At 70.7% G+C, this 18,266-nt stretch carries 19 protein-coding genes; 7 read left to right on the forward strand and 12 right to left on the reverse strand.

Features of this window, described 5'->3' with window-relative positions:
- Positions 1-31 precede the first annotated feature (31 nt).
- Both Pph01_RS06955 and Pph01_RS06960 read left to right on the forward strand, forming a co-directional pair.
- Positions 32-1,036 carry a sigma-70 family RNA polymerase sigma factor gene (locus tag Pph01_RS06955; protein WP_204072120.1) on the forward strand — a complete coding sequence of 335 codons (1,005 nt, stop codon included), beginning with the start codon at positions 32-34 and terminating at the stop codon, positions 1,034-1,036.
- A gap of 127 nt (positions 1,037-1,163) precedes the next feature.
- Entirely contained in the window at positions 1,164-1,388 is a 225-nt protein-coding gene (locus tag Pph01_RS06960; protein WP_203882545.1) for a hypothetical protein, read from the forward strand.
- A 69-nt stretch (positions 1,389-1,457) separates the two neighbouring features.
- Here Pph01_RS06960 and Pph01_RS06965 read toward each other — a convergent pair whose 3' ends face one another.
- The 7 genes from Pph01_RS06965 to Pph01_RS06995 all read right to left on the reverse strand — a co-directional run bounded on the left by Pph01_RS06965 (position 1,458) and on the right by Pph01_RS06995 (position 10,188).
- Positions 1,458-1,892 (reverse strand): GNAT family N-acetyltransferase, encoded by a 435-nt coding sequence (locus Pph01_RS06965; RefSeq protein WP_204072121.1) that lies wholly within the window; start codon positions 1,890-1,892, stop codon positions 1,458-1,460.
- Positions 1,893-1,982: 90 nt separating this feature from the next.
- The gene (locus Pph01_RS06970; RefSeq protein ID WP_204072122.1) at positions 1,983-2,546 is read right to left on the reverse strand and encodes a hypothetical protein; all 564 of its coding nucleotides are present in this window, start codon (positions 2,544-2,546) and stop codon (positions 1,983-1,985) included.
- A gap of 123 nt (positions 2,547-2,669) precedes the next feature.
- A complete protein-coding gene (locus Pph01_RS06975) occupies positions 2,670-3,794 on the reverse strand; it encodes a CU044_5270 family protein (protein WP_204072123.1) in 1,125 nt (374 codons plus the stop codon).
- The gene (locus Pph01_RS06980; protein WP_204072124.1) at positions 3,787-4,392 is read right to left on the reverse strand and encodes an RNA polymerase sigma factor; all 606 of its coding nucleotides are present in this window, start codon (positions 4,390-4,392) and stop codon (positions 3,787-3,789) included. Before Pph01_RS06980 ends, Pph01_RS06975 begins: the two co-directional genes overlap by 8 nt.
- A gap of 239 nt (positions 4,393-4,631) precedes the next feature.
- Positions 4,632-6,464 (reverse strand): ABC transporter ATP-binding protein, encoded by a 1,833-nt coding sequence (locus tag Pph01_RS06985; protein ID WP_204072125.1) that lies wholly within the window; start codon positions 6,462-6,464, stop codon positions 4,632-4,634.
- Entirely contained in the window at positions 6,461-8,218 is a 1,758-nt protein-coding gene (locus Pph01_RS06990; RefSeq protein WP_204072126.1) for an ABC transporter ATP-binding protein, read from the reverse strand. The genes Pph01_RS06985 and Pph01_RS06990 overlap by 4 nt, the downstream gene beginning before the upstream one ends.
- A 2-nt stretch (positions 8,219-8,220) precedes the next feature.
- On the reverse strand, positions 8,221-10,188 hold the full coding sequence (locus Pph01_RS06995; protein WP_204072127.1) for an elongation factor G: 1,968 nt from the start codon (positions 10,186-10,188) through the stop codon (positions 8,221-8,223).
- 310 nt (positions 10,189-10,498) lie between these two features.
- On the opposite strand from Pph01_RS06995, the gene Pph01_RS07000 reads away from it, so the two are divergent.
- The gene (locus Pph01_RS07000; RefSeq protein WP_204072128.1) at positions 10,499-11,326 is read left to right on the forward strand and encodes a methionyl-tRNA formyltransferase; all 828 of its coding nucleotides are present in this window, start codon (positions 10,499-10,501) and stop codon (positions 11,324-11,326) included.
- Between the two features lie 56 nt (positions 11,327-11,382).
- The gene (locus tag Pph01_RS07005; RefSeq protein ID WP_204072129.1) at positions 11,383-12,087 is read left to right on the forward strand and encodes an HAD hydrolase-like protein; all 705 of its coding nucleotides are present in this window, start codon (positions 11,383-11,385) and stop codon (positions 12,085-12,087) included.
- Here Pph01_RS07005 and Pph01_RS07010 read toward each other — a convergent pair.
- Positions 12,054-12,635 (reverse strand): nuclear transport factor 2 family protein, encoded by a 582-nt coding sequence (locus Pph01_RS07010; RefSeq protein ID WP_204072130.1) that lies wholly within the window; start codon positions 12,633-12,635, stop codon positions 12,054-12,056. The two genes, Pph01_RS07005 and Pph01_RS07010, sit on opposite strands and share 34 nt — an antisense overlap.
- 155 nt (positions 12,636-12,790) lie before the next feature.
- Between Pph01_RS07010 and Pph01_RS07015 the strand changes: the two genes are divergently transcribed.
- Entirely contained in the window at positions 12,791-13,132 is a 342-nt protein-coding gene (locus tag Pph01_RS07015; protein WP_204072131.1) for a hypothetical protein, read from the forward strand.
- 263 nt (positions 13,133-13,395) lie between these two features.
- Positions 13,396-14,007: a DUF6199 family natural product biosynthesis protein gene (locus Pph01_RS07020; protein ID WP_204072132.1), complete on the forward strand. Its 612-nt coding sequence runs from the start codon at positions 13,396-13,398 to the stop codon at positions 14,005-14,007.
- Positions 14,008-14,026: 19 nt separating this feature from the next.
- On the opposite strand, the gene Pph01_RS07025 is transcribed toward Pph01_RS07020, so the two are convergent.
- A complete protein-coding gene (locus tag Pph01_RS07025) occupies positions 14,027-14,701 on the reverse strand; it encodes a maleylpyruvate isomerase N-terminal domain-containing protein (protein WP_239116491.1) in 675 nt (224 codons plus the stop codon).
- Positions 14,702-14,752: 51 nt separating this feature from the next.
- On the reverse strand, positions 14,753-15,973 hold the full coding sequence (locus Pph01_RS07030; RefSeq protein WP_239116492.1) for a beta-ketoacyl-[acyl-carrier-protein] synthase family protein: 1,221 nt from the start codon (positions 15,971-15,973) through the stop codon (positions 14,753-14,755).
- A gap of 329 nt (positions 15,974-16,302) precedes the next feature.
- Here Pph01_RS07030 and Pph01_RS07035 point away from each other — a divergent pair, with 329 nt between their 5' ends.
- Positions 16,303-16,773, forward strand: a complete 471-nt coding sequence (locus Pph01_RS07035; protein WP_204072133.1) for a hypothetical protein — start codon at positions 16,303-16,305, stop codon at positions 16,771-16,773.
- A gap of 251 nt (positions 16,774-17,024) precedes the next feature.
- On the opposite strand, the gene Pph01_RS07040 is transcribed toward Pph01_RS07035, so the two are convergent.
- On the reverse strand, positions 17,025-17,216 hold the full coding sequence (locus tag Pph01_RS07040; RefSeq protein WP_204072134.1) for a hypothetical protein: 192 nt from the start codon (positions 17,214-17,216) through the stop codon (positions 17,025-17,027).
- Positions 17,217-17,375: 159 nt separating this feature from the next.
- Positions 17,376-18,245 (reverse strand): amidohydrolase family protein, encoded by an 870-nt coding sequence (locus Pph01_RS07045; RefSeq protein ID WP_204072135.1) that lies wholly within the window; start codon positions 18,243-18,245, stop codon positions 17,376-17,378.
- Positions 18,246-18,266 lie beyond the last annotated feature (21 nt).

The following is an 18,266-nucleotide window of genomic DNA, read 5'->3' on the forward strand; positions in this document are numbered from 1 at the left end:
CGCGAAGAAGGGTGACGCGAAGGTGGGAGCAGTGACAGCCGACCTGATCTCAAGGGCACGGGCCGGGGACGGCGACGCGTTCCGGGAGCTGACCGAGCCGCACCGCCGGGAGTTGCAGGTGCACTGCTACCGGATGCTCGGCTCCTTCCAGGATGCCGAGGACGCCCTGCAGGACGCGCTGCTGGCCGCCTGGCAGGGCTTCGGCGGGTTTCAGGGGCGCTCCTCGATCCGCACCTGGCTCTATCGGATCGCCACCAACCGGTGCCTCAACGTGCGCCGCTCGGCCAGCCGGCGACCGGCCAAGGAGTGGGACGTGCCCGGGGTCGAACCGCCCGAGCCGACGCGGGTCGGCGAGGTCGTGTGGCTCCAGCCGTTTCCCGACGCCCTCCTTGACGGCGCGATTCACGTGCCGCTCGGCCCGGAGGCCCGCGTCGAGCAGAGCGAATCCATTTCTCTGGCGTTCGTGACCGCACTCCAGGTCCTGCCGCCTCGCCAGGTCGCCGTCCTCGTCCTGCGCGACGTCCTCGGATTCCACGCCGCCGAGGTGGCAGACATGCTCGACTCGACCCTCGAGTCCGTCAACAGCGCCCTCAAACGGGCGCGCGCCGGCCTGCGGCGACGGCTGCCGGCTCCCGACCGCGAACCGCCTCCCGCCTCCGGCTCGCCCGCCGAGGACGCCGTCGTGGCGAGGTTCGTCAGCGCGTACGAGTCGGCCGATCTCGACGCGCTGGTGGCCATGCTGACGGACGACGTCTTCATGTCGATGCCGCCGATGCCCCTCGAATACGAGGGCCGGGACGTCGTGGCCCGCTTCTGCACGGGCATCTTCGGCGCGGGCCGGAGGTTCGACCTCGTGCCGACGCGCGCCAACGGCCAGCCGGCGTTCGGAGCGTACCTGCGCACCCCGACCGGCATCCGGCACGGGACCGGCCTCGTGGTCGTCACCCTCTCCGGCGACCGGATCTGCGCCATGACCCGCTTCGACAACAGCGCGCTCTCATGGTTCGGGCTGCCGCGATCGCTCCCGAGCCGGTAGCCGCACGTCATCTCCTCGGGCCTGACGACTTTGAGCGGACGAATCACCCGCACTGGTGGAATCTGCAAAGATTCCGATCAAGCCGTACACAAGCGGCCTTAAAGATCGTAAACATTGGAGATACCCCATGGCGGTTTCTGCCAACCTGGACAAGCTGCTCGACCGGGAGTACGAGGAGTACACCCTGGACAAGCTCGTGGACGCTCCCGTCGCCGCCCTCGCCGGCGTGGGTGAGGCCGGCGCCGAGGCGCTGGCCCGCACGCTCGGCATCGTCACGATCGGCGACCTCGGCCGCAGCCAGATTTTCCGCTACGCCGCCGCGCTCGTCGCGCTGGACGACAGCGCCAAGTAGTCGTTCACCGCGCGTAACGAGAAGGGTGCCGCCCGATCCTCGGCGGCGCCCTTCCGCGCGCCCGGCCCTCTACAGGCTGATCTGGTAGAGGATGAAGCCCCGGTTGACGGCCACCTGGTCGTACAGCCGGCGGGCGGTGGCGTTGGTCGCCTGGGTGGACCAGTACACCCGGCTGCACTCCCGCTCACGCGCCCATTCGGTCACCGCCCCGATGAGTGCGCGCGCCACCCCCTTGCCCCGGGCCTCCGGCGCGGTGAACAGATCCTGCAGGTAGCACACGTCCGGCGCTGTGGTGCTGGCGTGCACGAGGAAATGCGTGATCCCCACCAGCCTGCCGTCGATCTTCGCGCCGAAGGCGTGCATCCGGGTGTCCTCCTGGAAGGCGTTCCAGGCCCTGTCGTACATCTCGGCGGGGAGCGTCCGCTCGTAGAAGGTGTTGTAACCGCGGAACAGCGTCTGCCAGTCGTCGCGGTCCGCCGGGGTGAGACCGCCGATGCCGATCATGTGGGTTCCTCCAGAAGGGGCTCAGGAGGCTCCACCCTATTTCCGCACGCTCATGGGAGATCGGCACGGAACCGGACGCCGCCGCGACGGTCACCTGACGGCGAACCAGACGTCTCCCTGTCCGGCGGTGCGCGTCAGGTGCACCTTCCAGCAGCCCTTCTTCGGGAAGACCAGGCCGGTCCCCCACTCTTCGCCCGGCCGCTTCCAGTTCGACCCGGAATGTTGCTGCGGCCCCCACGCCAGCGTGGCCTTCGTGCCGTCCGGGAGCGTGGCGCCGACCACGAGAGGCCCGCTTCCGGTCATCCGCCAGACGATCTTCACCTCCTCGCCCCGCTTGAACGGCACGGCCGCGAACGGCAACGCCCACAACTCGGCGTCCGGGGAGGTCCCCCTCAGGTCCGGCATGCCCGCCCCCGTGTCCGTGACCGGCGTGCCGCACCGACCGGCCGCCGCCTCCGCGGTCGACAGGAGCGAAGGCGTCGGGGTGGCCGGGACACTGCTCGCGGCAGCGGACGCACCGGCGGTCGCGGCGGGATCCGTCCCACCAGCAGAGGCCGTCCCACCAGCAGGAGCCGTCCCGCCGGTGGGGCCGGACGTGCAGGCGGCCGTCGCGAGGGCGGTCGCGATCACGACGGGCCTGATGGATATGCGCATGATTTCCTCCTCCCTGCTTCTACTCCGCGGCAGGGCATCGGGTTCCCGTGTCGGGTCGCCGGAGACGCGGCGGAGGCCGGAGTGGGCGAGTCACTCCGGCCTCCAGTCTCAGAAGGCGGTCGTTCAGCCGTGGTGCGGGGTGTCGCCGGTCCAGCCCGCCTGCATGACGCTCTGCTCGGTCAGGACCGTCCCCGGGCCGAGGCCGCGGTACGTCCCGCCCACGATGGTCTGCTTGTCGCCGATCACCTTGTTGGTCTTCGGGTCGAGGATGATCTGGTACTCGTACGTGGCGCCGCTGCCGTCGATCATCTTGCCCTCGGCCGCGATCCCGACACCGGTGCGGCCGTCCAGCGACTTCACCTTGCCCACGCCGCGGACGCCCGGCAGGTCGGCGAGGGCGCGGAACGCCTTGGCCCGGATCTCAGGCGAGGCCGGCTGCTCGATGAGGAAGTAGAACCCCTGGAAGAGCCTGCCCGCCGGGTCCGACGTCGCCTGGGGAAAGAGCAACTCCTGGAACCGCGCCGGGTCGGAGGCGATCTTCTCCTTCTCGGCCCAGGTCAGCTGGGCGCTCGGCGGGCACTTGGCGGCGGCGTCGGCCCGGGCGCACAGCTGCTTGAAGGACGCCGAGGCGGACTTCTTGACCTCCGGGGTGATCCGCTTCGTGGTCCACGCGCCGTCGGCCAGCGTGTAGGTGAAGAAGTCCTCGTTGTTGCGCACCTTGAAGGACGCCGGCGAGCCGGCCGCCTTCCACGCCGACTTGTCCGCGGCCGTCAGCGGATAGGCGGCCAGGTCGCGCTGGAAGGTGTAGTCGGTCTCCTGCGCGGACGGCGAACGCCAGCCGTCGAACTCGTTCGGACCGAAGACCGTGTATGGCGTCGCGCCCTCCACCCTGCCGGAGGAGCCGCTGATCATGTGCAGCCGCCAGAACCTGCCGGTCGGCTCGTTCGCGGCCTGGTCCGCCGCAGCCAGCAGGATCGACTTGGCCGACAACTCCGTGGTCGGGGCGCCCGCGACGGGGGACGTGCCCGCGCCGCCCCCGTTGCCGATGCCCACCGCCGTGACGGCGACCGCGGCAGCGGCGGCCGTGGCGAGCAGCCCCAGGCCCACGCGTGCGCGGCCGCGCAGGAATCCGGGCCGGGACGACGAGCGGCCGCCCTCGTGAGCGAGCCTGGCCCGGATCCGGGTCTCCAGCTGCGGATCGGGCGCGATCTCCCCGTAGACGTCACGTACCATCTTCAGGTCATCCATGCTGGTCCTTCTTTCGCGAAAAGTCCGTCAGGTCGTTCATGGGGTTGGTGTCGCCCAGGACCGCGCGCACCTTCTTCCTGGCGCGGTTCAGCCGGGATCCGACGGTCCCGTACGGAATGCCGAGGGACGCGGCGACCTCCTCGTGGGTCAGCCCGGCCAGGGCCACCAGCAGGAGCACGTCCCGATCGCCGTCGTTCAGCGAGGCGATCGCCGCGGCCAGCGCCGGCTTCAGCCCCTGGGCCGTGACGTCGGAGACGACCCGGTTCTCCGGTCCTTCGGCGTGGGGCTCCGGGCCCTGCCTGCCCATGGCCCGCAGCGCGCGCAACTCCACCCGCCGCTGCCTGCTGATCAGGTTGGTCGCGATGCCGTACAGCCATGGGCGCACGCCGCCCCGGCTCGCGTCGTAACGCGACCGGTTGCGGAACGCGGTGAGAAAGGTGTCGGCGACGACGTCCTCCGCGGCGCTCGGCCCGAGCCGGCTCGCCACGTATCGGTGGATCTCGCTGAAGTGCGCGTCGAACACCGCGGCGAACCGTTCGGGTTCGTCATGGGAGCGCCGGATCTCGGTGGACGCGTCCGGCCAGGGTGGGGCGGTCACGAAGGCCTCCCTGTCATCGGTTCCCTCTCGACGGAATGAAAGCGGTCAGTGTGTATAGCCCGATCCCCGGATCTGCTTTCACGCTCGTCGTAAGGAGTCGTCCGGCTCAGGACGAAAAGTCGCCATATGGGGTGGCGACCAGCATGCCAACCCGTTCGGCCAGGTCAAGCACAGGGTGCGGAACGCGAGCGCGACCGCCGCGGTGCGGCCGCGCTCGCTCGTGCGAGTCGGCGGGAGGGTCAGCCGCCTGGCCGCGCCGGGCGTTCGGACCGCTCTTCGGCTTCGACGACGCGCTCCTCGTGCCACAGCCGCCGCATCTCCGGGCAGTTCTCGAGCAGATCGCCGAGCGTGCCCCGGCCGGCGACCCTGCCGCGATCGAGCACGACGATCTGGTCGGCCCGTTCGAGCGCCGCCTGCCGGTGCGACACCACCAGCAATGTCGCGGGGCCGCGCCCGTCGCGGGCTGCGCCGGCGATCCGGTCCCACAGCAGCTTCTCCGTCTCCACGTCGAGAGCGGACGACAGATCGTCGACGACCAGCAGGTCAGGCATCCGGACCAGCGCCCGCGCGGCGGTCGCCCGCTGCGCCTGGCCTCCGGACAGCCGGACGCCACGGGGGCCGACGATCGTGTCCAGGCCGTCCGCCATCTCGGCCAGACCCTCCTCGAACGCCGCCGACTCCAGCGCGCGGGCGAGGTCGGCGTCGTCTCCGGACCGGCCGAGGAGCAGGTTCTCCCGGAGCGATTCCGAGAACAGCCGCGGGACCTGGCTCGCGTACGCCGCTCGGCCCGGCACCAGGAACGTCCCCGGGTCGGCGACGAGCCGGCCGTTCCAGAAGACGGCGCCCTCGTCGGCCCGCGCGAGGCCGAGCAGCGCCCGCACCAGAGTCGTCTTGCCCGATCCGACGGCTCCGGTGACGACGGTGAACGACCCCCGGCGGATCAGCAGGTCGATCCCGTGCACGCCGCGGCCGCTCCCGTCGTGGCGGACGCTCAGCCCGCGTGCCTCGACGACCTCGAGCGGGTCGCCGTGGTCCGGCACGGACCCCGGCGGAGAGAGCGGTTCCCGGTGGAACCAGACGCCGCTGTTCCTGGACAGGTGGCCGGCGTCTTCGTGGGGCGCCATCAGCCGCGTGAGCCGCTCCGTCGACACCGCGGCCTGCGGGAGCCGGAAGAGCACCCGGCCGACGATGCGCGGCAACGCCGTGAGCCAGCCGACGTAGCTGGTGAACAGCGCGAGGTCGCCCACCGTGAAGTCGCCCCGGCGCATCGCGGGTGCGGCGAGCAGCAGGACGAGACCGGTGCTGATCTCGACGGTCGCGCTCGTCGAGGTCTCGAGCAGGTCGGACGCGAGCCGGTCCTTCACGGCGGCGTCCCGCCTTTCCCTGTTGTGCTCGCGCAGTCGCTCGAGCACCGCGTCCTCGGCGCCCGCGGTCTTGATCGCCAGTACGCCGGCGAAGGTCTCGCCGATGTACGCCGTGACGGCCGCGCCGAGTCCCCGGGCACGGCTGTGAAGCCGCCGGACCACCTCGCTCATCAGCCGGCTCAGCACGCCCACCACGATCATGGGCACGACCAGCACCAGGGTGATGACGGGATCGACCGTCGCCATGATCGCCAGTGCGGCTCCGCTGAAGAGGAACGTCCCGGCGAGCGGCACGCTTTCGTCGACGAGCTCGACCAGGTCGCTCACGTCGTCCCGGAGGCGCGCGACGGACTCGCCCGGCGAGTGCGGCTGCCGCCCCGCGGCGGGTCCAGGCGCCGTCAGGAGCGAGCGCAGGACGTTGGCCCGCAGGAGGGTCGCCATGGCGTCCCACCAGTAGCCTCCGTACAGGTTCGCGACGTACATGATCAGACCGCGGACGACCTCGACGCCCACGAACGCCGCGCACAACCAGAGGATCTGGTCCAGGCCCGCCACGCGCTGCCCGCCGATCCGATCGAAGATCTGCTGCAGCAACAGCCCGCTCCCGAGCGGAATGACACTGACCGGCAGCCACAGCAGGCCGCCCACGAGATAGCGGCGCAGGTCGTTGCGCACGAGGCGGGCGACCACCAGCGACACGGGCTTCATCGGCTCACTCCCGCCATGTCCAGCATGCGGGCGAACCTGCTCGTCGGGTCCGCCGCGAGGTTCTCGCGGCGGCCGTACTCGACGACCCTTCCGCCGTCGATGACGGCGATCTTGTCAACGCGGGACAGTGAGGAGAGCCGGTGCGCGATGAGCACGCCGGTACGGCCCCTCAGGAGCCGGTCGACGCTCCGCTCGATCCGCCGCTCGGTGGCCGGGTCCAAGCGGCTGGACGCCTCGTCCATCACGACGAGCCCGGGATCGGCGAGGAACGCCCGGGCGAGCGCGAGCAACTGCGCCTCACCGGCCGAGACGCCGGTTCCCGAGACGCCCCCGAGCACGGTGTCGAGTCCGTCGGGCAGGGACGCCAGCCAGTCGCCGAGACCGACGTCGACGAGAACGTCGCGCAGCACGGAATCGTCGGGTGGCGGGCGGAAAAGCGTCAGGTTGTCCCGGACGCCGGCCGCGAAGACCTGCACGTCCTGCGTGACGGCGCAGATCCTGCTGCGGACCGAGGAGGGGTCGGCGTCGCGCAGGTCGACCCCGCCGACCCGAACGGCTCCCTCGGTCGGGTCGTAGAGCCGCAGCACCAGCCGCGCGACACTGGTCTTGCCGCTGCCCGTACGGCCCACCAAGCCGAGCGTCTCCCCCGGCGCCAGGCTGAGGGTCACGTCCGACAACACCTGTTCGCCGTCGTCGGGGTACGCGAAGCCGACACCTTCGAGGGACAGCTCCAGCGGCCCGGTGACCGGCAGCGGCCGGGGGTCCGCGGGCGCGGGCAGCGTGCGCCGCTCGGCGAGCAGGTCGCCGATGCGCGTCACGCCGGCCAGGGCCGCCTGGTACTGCCTCAGCTGGTCGATCAGCCGCTCGAAAGGCGCGCGGACCATCAACGTGTACTGGAACAGCAGCACGGCGGTGCCGACCGTGATGGCCCCGGATCGCTGGGCCCACGCGGCGAGGCCGAGCGCGATCGCCGTGCCGGCCGCGAACGCCACCCATGTGCCGGCGAGGAGGCCGACCCCGATCTGACCGCTCCGGTAGTTCGCCCGGTACCAGGCGGAACTGCCCTGGTAGAGGCGGTACACGGCGTGCTCGCCCGCGCCGTTGGCCCGGATGTCCTCCGCGCCGGCCAGCCGTTCCTCGAGGCCGCCGAACAAGGCCGCGCCGGCCGCGCGCGCCCGGGCCGCGGAGGGTACGGCCAGCCGCTGCGCCCGGGCCATGGCGTAGCCGGTCAGCACGCAGTAGACCAGCAGGAAGCCGCCGATGCGCGGATCGACGGCGGACACGATGACGAGCACGCCTGCGAGCAGCAGGACTCCGGCGACGACGTCCAGCAGGAAGGCGACCACGAACTCGGCGACGGCGACCACGTCCCCGTCGACCCGCTCGATCATCTCGCCGGGCGTGCGCCTGCCGTGGTAGGCCATGTCGAGGCCGAGGGCGTGCCCCGCCAGCGTCTCCCGCAGACGGTTCGTGCCGTCCCAGGCGAGCCGGCTCGCGAGCCAGGCGGTGAGCATCCGGGCGAGCTGCCCGGCGAGCGCGAGCGCGAGGTAGCCCGCGGCGATCAGCACGAGATGACGGGTGCTCGCCCCGCCGATCGCGTCGTCGACGAAGTGGCCGGTGAGGGGAGGCGCGAGCAGCGGCAGCACCGTCGTGGCGACGACGGACACGGCGAGGGCGGCGGCCCCGCGAGGCCCCGGGCGAAGGTGGCGCAGGACGGAACTCCGGGTCGTCGCCCGGTGGGTGGGAATCGTCATGGCTAGACCCGCCGCCTGATGTGCAGCAGGTATTCCTCGCGGCTGAGCGGGTTGTTGTCCGTCCTCCGCCGGACCGGGGCCGGGCCGCGGACCGGTGCGTAGTGGTCGAAGACGGACTCCATCACCCCCTCCCCGTGGGTGAGCCCACGTAGCCGCCGGTGCAGGTCGTGCACCCGGCCGGCCGGGATGTCCCCGTCGAGCGTGCACATCGGGCCCCGCGTCTCCGTCACCCGCGGCACGGCGCGCGACCGGGCCAGGGCGGGAGCGATCGCGCCGACCGTGTCGGCCGGGACCTCGAGGTGGAAGCGGTGGATCGGCTCGCACACGACGGTGCCGGCCTGCTTCAGGGCGCTCATGAGCACCAGCGGGGTCAGCAGGCGGAAGTCCCTGGCGGTGGTCTCCGGGGAGACGTAGCCGGACTGCGTCAGCGTCACCGCGCAGTCGACGACCTGCCATCCGTGCAGTCCCTGGCGCAACGTGTCCCGCACCGTCTTCTCGAGCGCCGTACGGAACTCCTCGACGGCCTTGTACACGTACAGCGGGACCGACTCGAGCTTGACGTCCAGCCCGAACCGCACGCCGGAGCCCGGAGCGGCCGGGTCGACGCGCAGCCCGACGGTGGCGAGGAACGGGTTGGACGCCCTGCCGACGACCTCGACGGACGTGCCGGTGCCCACCGGCCGCTCGACGCAGATCATGGTCGTCTCGCGGAAGTCGACGTCGACGGCGTAGTCGGCCGCCAGCGTCTGCTGGATGACCTCCTTCTGCACCTCTCCGTAGAGGGACAGGAACAGCTCCTGCCTGGTGTCGTCCTGCCGCAGGTTGATCAGCGGATCCTGCTCGGCGAGCTGCGCGAGCGCGGTGTGCAGCGCCTCCTTCTCTCCGGAGCGGCGCGGGACGACGGCCGTCTCCAGAGTGGGCGGCGCGAAATGGTGGTCCAGCGTGGCCGTACTCGGCACGCCGATCGCGTCACCGATCCGGACGTCGGCGAGACCCCACAGCTGCCCGATCTGCCCGGCGGCGACCGACCCGCGGGGCACGGCGGACCCGTGGTCGAAGACGCGGATCGCGGTGACCTTCCGCTCGTCGTCGCGCAGACGCAGCCGGTCGCGTGTCCGGAGGGTTCCGGAGAACATGCGAACGTAGGCGATCTTCTCTCCGGCCGGACCCCGCTCGACCTTGAACACCGTGCCGGAGACGGGACCGCGGGCGTCGCCCTCCCCGGCGGGAAGCAGTTCGGTGAGCCCGGAGATCAGCGCGTCCACCCCGGCGCCCGTGATCGCCGAGCCGAAGAACACCGGGTGCACCAGCGCCCGCCCAGTCTGCGCCACGAGTTCGGCGCGGAGCATGCCGTACGGGACCGGGGCCGCCTCGCCGACGTACGCGGCAAGGATCGCGTCGTCGTTCCCGGCGAGGACGTCGGCCAGCGCCGTGGTGAAGGCGCCGTCGGCCGGGCCGTACTCGGTGAAGCCGGCGTCGCGCGTGCCGAGGCCGTACGCCGACCCCATCGAGACGACGGACGGCGTCAGCGTCTCGGCGATGACGCGCAGGACGTGCGCGTCCCGCGCGCCCCCGCGGTCGATCTTGTTGACGAAGATCAGGGTGGGGATGCGCAGCCGCCGCAGCGTCCGCATCAGCACGCGGGTCTGCGCCTGCACGCCCTCGACGGCGGAGATCACCAGCACGGCGCCGTCGAGCACGTTCAGGACGCGTTCGACCTCGGCGATGAAATCCGGGTGACCCGGCGTGTCGATCAGGTTGACCGTGACGTCCCCGATGACGAAGGAGACCACGGCGGACTTGATCGTGATTCCGCGCTGCCGTTCCAGCGCGAGGGAATCGGTCTGGGTGTTGCCGTCATCGACGCTGCCGATCTCGTCGATGACACCGGCGGCATGCAGCAGCCGCTCGGTGAGGCTGGTCTTACCAGCGTCTACATGCGCCAAAATCCCCAAGTTCAGCGTTCTCACGTAGCGTCATGTCCTTTGGATAGGTGGAGTTCGCCTGCTGAATGGACATGCACGCTGCGCGCATTTCGCCTCCTTGGTTGATCGGCTGTCACGGTGAGTACAACAGACGGCGGTCTTCGGGGACAAACGATTTTGTTCCGCGGCGTGTCCGGCATCGACGCGCAGGTCGCCTCCGGTCGTCGAGGACCACCTCCGCCTCGAACCCGGGCGGCGAGGTGAGGTGCGTCTCAGCGGTTGCGGACGACCCGTCGAGCAGTGAGTGCTGTGACAGACTTTGCGTGTGAATGCACCAAAACTCCGCATTGTTGCGATGCATGCATATTTGCCGGGTTATCGCCTTGTCGCCGACTGGGCGGAACGACACGGCCACGAGATCGTCCTGGTGGTGACGCCGCCGACCGGCGCCAACCAGCGCTACGACAAGAATGCGACGCCGTTCGTCCTCGATCTCCCGCGGGACGCCAACGTCCTCGTCACCGGGCAACTGCGCACGATCGCCGCCCCGGTGATCGACTCCCTGCAACCCGACCTGGTGATTTCCGCCGCGTTCCCCCGCCTGATCCCCGCCGAGATCCTCGGCGTCCCCAAGTACGGAGCGTTCAACCTGCACCCGTCGCCGCTGCCCGCCGGGCGCGGGCCCAACCCGGGACGCCTGATCTACGAAGGCGCCACCACGGTCGGGGCCGCCCTCCACCGGACCGAGCGGGACTTCGACACCGGCGCCGTCCTGAGCCGCCGCGAGCGCCCTCTGCCGGACGACCTCGACGGCCCGGCGCTGGGGCGGCTGTGGACCGAGATGCTGGCCGAATGCCTCGAGGAGGGCGCGGCCCGCGCCGTCGCCGGCGATCCCGGCATCCCGCAGGACCCCTCGAAGGCGTCGGAGGCGCCCTTCTACACCGACGCCGAGCGCCTGATCGACCTCACGGAACCGGTCGCCACGATCCGCCGCAGGGTCGCCGCGCTGAACGTCACCGCACCGCAGGCGCGGATCCGCCTCGACGGCAGTGAGGAGACGGTCGTGAACGCGTACGGCGTCCCCGCCGACCGGCCCTCCTCCCCCGGCACCGTGCTGGAGCGGCATCCGGACGGCTGGACGGTGCAGGCCGGCGACCGGCCGCTCCGTATCCTCACCGCGTAGGCCGGGCCACCGCCCGGCACTCGATGCACGACGACCGAAGGAGCGGACGGCCGCAGATGGCACCTTCCCGGCACTGCCTTTTCGACCTCGACGGCACACTGACGGACCCCGAAACCGGAATCGTCCGGTCCATGCGGCACGGACTTTCCGCGGTGGGGGTGTACGACGTGGACCACGCGACCCTCCGCTCCCTCATCGGCCCCCCGCTGTGGGACGGGTTCACCAGGCTGGGAGTGCGGGACGTCGACGCCGCGGTGGCGGCCTACCGGGAACGGTATGCCGACATCGGGATGTACGAGAACGAGGTCATCCCCGGCATCCCCGCCGTCCTTGAGGCCCTCGTGGCGGACGGCTGGACGTTGGCCGTCGCGACGTCCAAGCCGGCGGTCTTCGCCGAGAAGATCGTGGAACACTTTGGGCTCGGGGGCTTCTTCACCTACGTGGCCGGGGCGACCCTCGACGGGTCCCGGCGGTACAAGGCCGATGTCATCCGCCATGCGCTCGACGTGCTCGGCGCCCCGCCCGAGGCGACCGTCATGGTCGGCGACCGCCGTGAGGACGTCGCGGGCGCCGCGGAGTGCCAGGTGCGGACCGTCGCCGTCCGCTGGGGGTTCGGCCAGCCGGGTGAGTTCACCGCACCGGAGGTCATCTCGGTCGTCGACACACCCGCGGACCTCCTCGCCGTCCTCAGGGAGACGGCCCGCACGCCGTCCGCCCGTGTCGCGGATCAGCCCTCTGCCCAGGCGAACACCGAGCGGTAGAGCTCCTCGACCGCACCGGGTGCGTCGTCGCCGTAGAGATCGTCGGCGACGCCGTACCCGAGCCGGTCGAACAGGTACGCCAGGACGCGGTAGCTGGGGCGGTACGCGGTGAAGGCGGCCGGATCGAGGTCGAGCCGCGTGCCCGGGAGCGCGGGAACGAGCACGTCCCGCTCGTAGACGGCGTCCAGCGACACGATGCCCCAGGAACCGGAGCGGCGCGCGGCCCGGTAGAGGAGCCGTGCGAACGCGGTCAGATCCGCCTGGACCCCGTCGACGTCGGTGCGCGTCTCGATCGCGGCGGGCATCTCGATGACGGCGCGGTCCCCGTGCTGCCGGACCACCGGAGGGCAGAGCCGATGGGTGAACTTGAGACCCCGGCCGCTCATCTCCCGTGATCCGGACACGAATTCCGGTCCGCTGCCCGTGAACCAGCTCAGGCGCACGGTCGAGTCCGGATGGAAGCACGCGTTCATGCGGTCCCACCACCCGCGGTCGCGTGCCTGGCGCTCGTGCAGGACCAGCTGAGTGAGCTCTGCGACGTCGTTCATGGGTCCCCCTCCATCCGGATGCCGTACCCACCGCCCTCCCGGATCAGCCACCGCCGCCGGGCGCCGCAGGGTTTCATTGACATGCGCCGGTGCGCGTCCTCAACGGCGGCCCGGTGCGGCAGACCTGTGTGCCCACCTGTGAAGGGAATCAGCGGATGACCCAGCCCGGAGACTTCGGCGCCACCGGATCGCTGGCCCGAGTGCTGGCGGACGTGACCGCGGAACGCGTGGCGCAGGACGCCATATGGGGTGTGCAGGAGCTTCCCGACGGCACCGGGCCGCAGGGCCTGCCCGAGGCCGACCGGGCCAGGCAGGCGGTGGAGGACGCGGCGGCCCGCGGCCTGCCGACCTGGCGGGACATCCTGTACGAGGAGGTCATGGAGGCGTTCGCCGAGGACGATCCCGAACGACTGCGCGCCGAGCTGATCCAGGTCGCCGCGGTCGCGGTCAAGTGGGTGCAGGCACTGGATCAGCGTGTCCGGCCGGTCAGTCCCTAGGACCCGAACCCGACCCGCTTCAGCCACCAGTCGAGGAGGTCGGCGTCGCCGAGGATCTCGACACCATCCTCCCAGCCGTCTCGATGCGGGGTCGACACTGTAGGCGAACGCGCGAGGTCAAGGCGGAGAACCACGTCGCGGGCGCCGGTCCCCGTACTGATGCACCACCCACGGACCTGCCGGATCAGCCCACCGCTGCCACGCACCGTCCGCCCCTGCCTGCTCCGTGACCGGAACCGGACGGCCGGAGGTAGTGTCCGATCATGCAGCCGAAGATCGTGGCTTATGTCCCCCCTGGCGGCTTTCCGGGGGGGGACTTCGATACCGGGGTGCTGGTAGCAGCAGGAGCAACCCTCGGAGTCGCCATGTTGCTGGCCGCCCTGATCGACCCGAAGAAGAACTGGTGGTCGTTCACCGCGTGGCGCTACCGCAATCCGGACGCCGTTGAGCCGAGCGATGCCGCCTACTCCGCCGCACGGATGAGCTGGGTGGCAAGCGCGCTGGTGGTCTTCGCTCTGACCGGTGGTCTGGCGGCCTTCGTTCACCACCAGGAAGCCGATCAGCGCCGAATCACTCATCCGTCTCCCTCACCGTCGGCCCCGGAAGACACCGGTGCCGACATGCTGAAGGCCAACATCATCACGGAGAAAATCCTGCAGCTGAGTTTCAAGGAGGCCCGGAAACCGCGCACGGTCGCCGGACAGGTGGCCGCCTCAGTCGAGCCCGGCGCCACGGTGACGTTCCCCGCCGATCCCGACTTCGTTTCTCTTACGCTGGCCGACGGGAAGACCTTCTGCCTGAACCTGCCACCTGACGCACCAGCCAGGGCACCCCGCCCGTACGACCCCATCGTGTCGGTGCCGGGCTCCTGCTGAGCCCACCGGCCGAAGGCCGTCAGAGCGCGGAGATCGAGGCGGGCGCCCGCTCCGCGCGGCTGAGCGCGCGCACCACGCCGGTCGCGCCGTGCCGTCGCATCGCGATCCGCGCCAGCAGGTCGACGACGGTCTCGACGGCCTCGCCGGGCAGCGCGGGTGTGGGCACCCCCACGCTGTAGGCCAGGTCGTCGGAGTGGATGACGATCTCCAGCAGCCGGCTCGTCACGAAGTCGTCCAGAGTGAGCGACCAGGGTCCCCAGGTCGGACGCCGTACCGGCCGCGAAGGCGCGGCCGGCAGCGTGGTCCGCAGGTCCCGTACGGCGGCGCCGGCCCGGTCCGCCAGCGCAGCGGGGCCTCCGGTGGCGTCCTTCTCACCGCCCGTTCTGATGTTCACGTTGAACGGGTCGTCGAGGTCGGATCCGATCCAGCTCGCGCGCGCGTAATAGTCGTGGATCGGGATGGTCTCCTCGATGGGGACGGGCTCGCCCAGCACCTTCGGCAGGGCGAAGATCTGCCCCGCCAGATGGCCGGCGAGCCCGTGGACGCTGAGCTTGGGCAGGGCACTCGGCTCCCGCCAGGCGGCGGCCACCTCCGGGGCGGCGAGCAGCTTCGCCGCCGATTCGGCCGCCGTGAGGTAGAGCTCTCTGACGTGCGCCATTCCCATGCCTCCGAGGGATTCCGTGATGTCCGCCATGCAAAGAACGTGACGCTCATGAAGCTCATTCCGGCATGGCCGCCAGAATGATCATCCGGTGAAGGCGAGGGACGCGTTGTGGCCGCCGAAGCCGAAGGAATTGACCATGGCCGCCTTCCACCGGCCCTGACGCGGCTTCCCGATGACGATGTCGAGCTTGATCTCGGGGTCGAGGTCGGCCAGGTTCCGGACCGCCGGGATCGCTCCGTCGCGGACGGCGAGGATCGCGGCCACCGCGCCCATGGCGCCCGCCGCCCCGCACATGTGCCCGGTCATCGACTTGGTGGCGGTGACCGCGGGATGGGTGCCCAGCGCCTCGGTGATCGAGCGGGTCTCCGTCAGGTCGCCGGTCGGGGTCGACGTGGCATGGGCGTTCACATGCCCGATATCGATCGGGTCGAGTCCCGCCGACTCCAGGGCCAGTCGCATGGCGCGCACCTGACCGGCCGCGTCCGCGGCGGTGATGTGGTGGGCGTCGGACGTGGTGCCCGCGCCCGCCAGCGTGGCGTGCACGCGGGCTCCGCGGGCGGCGGCGAAGTCCTCGCGTTCGAGGACCACCAGGGCCGCCCCCTCGCCGAGGACGAATCCGTCGCGCCTGGCGTCGAACGGGCGGGAGGCCTCCTCGGGAGCGTCGTTCCGCCTGGACAAGGCCCTGGCCTGGGCGAACCCGGCGAGGGTGAGCGGGTGCACGCACGCCTCCGCGCCACCCGCGATCACCACGTCCGCGCGGCCCAGGCGGATGAGGTCCAGGCCCATGGCGATCGCCTCCGCCCCGGAGGCGCAGGCGCTCACCGGGGTGTGGGCGCCTCCCCGGGCGCCGAACTCGATGCTGACCACGGCCGCGGGGCCGTTGGGCATCAGCATCGGCACCGTGTACGGCGAGACCTTCCGCGGGCCCGATTCCTCCATGAGGTCGTCCTGGGCGAGCGTGGTCAGCACCCCGCCGACGCCCGTGCCGATCACGACGGCCAGGCGCTCCGGCTCGACCTCGGGGGCCCCGGCGTCCGCCCATGCCTCCCGCGCGGCGACGAGCGCGGCCTGCTGGCACCGGTCCAGCCGCCGGGCGGGCACCCGGCCCAGCACCTCGGCGGGGTCGACCCGCATCCGCCCGGCGATGCGGACGGGCAGGTCCTGCGCCCAGTCCTCCTCCACCAGGGTGATGCCGGAACGCCCGTCCAGCATGCCGCCCCATGTGGAGGCCACGTCCCCGCCCAGCGGCGTGGTGGCGCCGAGCCCGGTGACCGATGCGCCCGCCGTCATTCCGTCTCCCATCGACGACTCCTTCCGTGCCGGGAGACGCCTCCGCGGGTGCTCCCCGTACAACGCTGCCAGTACGCACCAGGCCGGGCAGGTGAGCTGATCAACGAAAAAGTCGCCGGAGATTTGTCGGCGATGTCAAGATCATGCCGATCGACCCGGCCCCGATCCGGCCAACGATCAAATTCCCCCATAAAGGTAAAAACCGCTCATTCGTGATGATCATCACATCATGGGATGAATTGGAATCAGCCCAGGGTGTGCCCGGTTAACACAGGCGTAACACGGAGCACGTGCAACGTCTGGAACCACCGGACCCGCGTGCTCACCAAGGGGGAAAGACCATGAGCAAGATCACTCGGCGCCTCGCGACAGCGGCGGCTACCTTGGCGATCACAGGAGGGGTCGTCTTCGCCACGAGCGGGGCGGCCTCGGCGGCCACGGTCGAAAGCGTCAGCCACGCCACCGTCTCTGCGAGCCATCAGACGGTGCGGCACAACAGCAACACCCAGCGCTGGGACGGCACGCGGTGGTGGTACCGCTACAACGGCCACGGCGACTGGTACAGCTACAGCCACGGTGTGCGCTACCGCTTCGACGGACACAAGTTCTACCGCTGGACCGGCGGCAAGTGGAAGGCCGTCTCGACCTCCTACGCCCGGCAGCACGATCTGAACAAGCGGGACTTCTCCCGCGACTGGCACCACGGCCGCGACGACCACGGCCACGACAACGGGCACAACAGCGGGCACGGCAACGGGCATGACGGCAAGGACGACCACCACGACAACGGCCACTCGGGCCACGGGCACTGACCCATCGGGCCGCCGGCCCGGTGTCACCAACGGGCCGGCCCGTGCCCCCATGCAAGCGGCGCGGCCTGCATGATCACGACAAGCGCCACCGCTGATCAGCGCGCATTCCCTCGAATCCGCGCATGATCACGACAGGAGTTTGCCGCCTGGCGTCCCCCGCTTCGGCAGCCGCCTCGGGGACGATCAAGGGTCGCTCGGGCCGAAGGTCTGATCAAGCTGCTTCACCGCCTCTGGCCTTCCGGCGGGAGCATTTACTCCTTCTTATGGTGCTCGGAGACTGCACAGGCCACCGCGCCAAGCATGGCGATCCAGGCGATCTGAAGGAGGATATTGCCCACACGTTGGGTGCCAAGGTCGAAGGAGAAGAGGCCTCCAAGGATGAGTGCCCCCGTGCCAACGGCCAGGAAGACGTTACGTCCGGTTAGTCCGAAGAGCTTAAGCATGCGGGCGATGTTACGGCCCGACACTCAGTCCGCCGCTGGACAGTGACACCTTCACCCCCGCGGAGCGCATCATGCGGGAAGAGCCTGAGCTACGGGCCGTCTTCACCGTGCACGCAGAGACGGGCGTGCGCACGTCTGAGGGACTGGCCATCTGCATGATCACGCGGAAAGGTCGGGGGGTTTGAGATTGTAGACGCGGATTGCGTTTCCGGCGAGGACGAGGCCCGCGGTCTCCTCGTCGGGGCACAGCGCGGCGATCGCCCGGGCGTTCTTCGCGATCCCGGGGATGCCGGGCCAGTCAGTGCCGAAGATCATCCGGCGGACGAGACGGTCCCAGTTGTGCCTCGCGTAGTACTCCCGCAGCCGGGACGGGGGCAGGCCGGACAACTCGATCCAGACCCGCTCGTTGGACAGGGCCATGAACGCCGCAGCGTCGTACCACCAGCCGCGGCCGCCGTGCGCGAGCGCGATGTTCAACCGCCGGAAGTCACGCAGCACGTCGTCCAGATGGATCGGGTCGGCGAACGAATTGGACGAGCCGGGGAAGATGCTCGTGCCGCAGTGGACGACGAGCGGGATGCCGGCGGACTGGCACAGCTCATAGGCGGGATACAGCGACCGGTCGTTGGCTGCGACGCCCGCGTGCACCGGGTGGATCTTGAGCGCGACGGCCCCCAGCTCGATCTGGCGCTGCAGTTCCTCCTCCACGGGATAGTGGAGATGCGGGTTGACGTTCGCGATCGCCCGCACGCGGCCGGGATTGTGCTCGGTCAGCGGCAGCAGGTCCTCGATCGGCTGAATCCCGGTGACCTTCGGGCTGTACTCCGCCAGCACCAGGGCGATGTCGACCCCTTCTTCCTCGAGGTACGCGTCGAACCGTACGGGGTCGACGGTGCCCTCCGCGTCGTACACGCGCTCCAGCACCGGCGTCCCGCCGAAGTCGTGCGCCCACTGCCGCCACGCCGGCTTCAGGGTGGGCAGCCGGGCGGCGTGCAGGTGGACGTCCACGAGTGGCCGGCCGTCGAGCATCAGCGCACCTCGCACGCGCCG

It is taken from the genome of Planotetraspora phitsanulokensis (assembly GCF_016863295.1).
Classification (GTDB): domain Bacteria; phylum Actinomycetota; class Actinomycetes; order Streptosporangiales; family Streptosporangiaceae; genus Planotetraspora; species Planotetraspora phitsanulokensis.

Bases quoted from the DNA above. Each gene is read 5' to 3' on its own strand.
- Pph01_RS06960 (WP_203882545.1), top strand. From the start codon at position 1,164: ATGGCGGTTTCTGCCAACCTGGACAAGCTGCTCGACCGGGAGTACGAG.
- Pph01_RS06965 (WP_204072121.1), bottom strand. From the start codon at position 1,892: ATGATCGGCATCGGCGGTCTCACCCCGGCGGACCGCGACGACTGGCAG.
- Pph01_RS06970 (WP_204072122.1), bottom strand. From the start codon at position 2,546: ATGCGCATATCCATCAGGCCCGTCGTGATCGCGACCGCCCTCGCGACG.
- Pph01_RS06975 (WP_204072123.1), bottom strand. From the start codon at position 3,794: ATGGATGACCTGAAGATGGTACGTGACGTCTACGGGGAGATCGCGCCC.
- Pph01_RS06985 (WP_204072125.1), bottom strand. From the start codon at position 6,464: ATGAAGCCCGTGTCGCTGGTGGTCGCCCGCCTCGTGCGCAACGACCTG.
- Pph01_RS06990 (WP_204072126.1), bottom strand. From the start codon at position 8,218: ATGACGATTCCCACCCACCGGGCGACGACCCGGAGTTCCGTCCTGCGC.
- Pph01_RS07000 (WP_204072128.1), top strand. From the start codon at position 10,499: ATGCATGCATATTTGCCGGGTTATCGCCTTGTCGCCGACTGGGCGGAA.
- Pph01_RS07005 (WP_204072129.1), top strand. From the start codon at position 11,383: ATGGCACCTTCCCGGCACTGCCTTTTCGACCTCGACGGCACACTGACG.
- Pph01_RS07010 (WP_204072130.1), bottom strand. From the start codon at position 12,635: ATGAACGACGTCGCAGAGCTCACTCAGCTGGTCCTGCACGAGCGCCAG.
- Pph01_RS07015 (WP_204072131.1), top strand. From the start codon at position 12,791: ATGACCCAGCCCGGAGACTTCGGCGCCACCGGATCGCTGGCCCGAGTG.
- Pph01_RS07020 (WP_204072132.1), top strand. From the start codon at position 13,396: ATGCAGCCGAAGATCGTGGCTTATGTCCCCCCTGGCGGCTTTCCGGGG.
- Pph01_RS07025 (WP_239116491.1), bottom strand. From the start codon at position 14,701: ATGGCGGACATCACGGAATCCCTCGGAGGCATGGGAATGGCGCACGTC.
- Pph01_RS07030 (WP_239116492.1), bottom strand. From the start codon at position 15,973: ATGGGAGACGGAATGACGGCGGGCGCATCGGTCACCGGGCTCGGCGCC.
- Pph01_RS07035 (WP_204072133.1), top strand. From the start codon at position 16,303: ATGAGCAAGATCACTCGGCGCCTCGCGACAGCGGCGGCTACCTTGGCG.
- Pph01_RS07040 (WP_204072134.1), bottom strand. From the start codon at position 17,216: ATGCTTAAGCTCTTCGGACTAACCGGACGTAACGTCTTCCTGGCCGTT.
- Pph01_RS07045 (WP_204072135.1), bottom strand. From the start codon at position 18,245: ATGCTCGACGGCCGGCCACTCGTGGACGTCCACCTGCACGCCGCCCGG.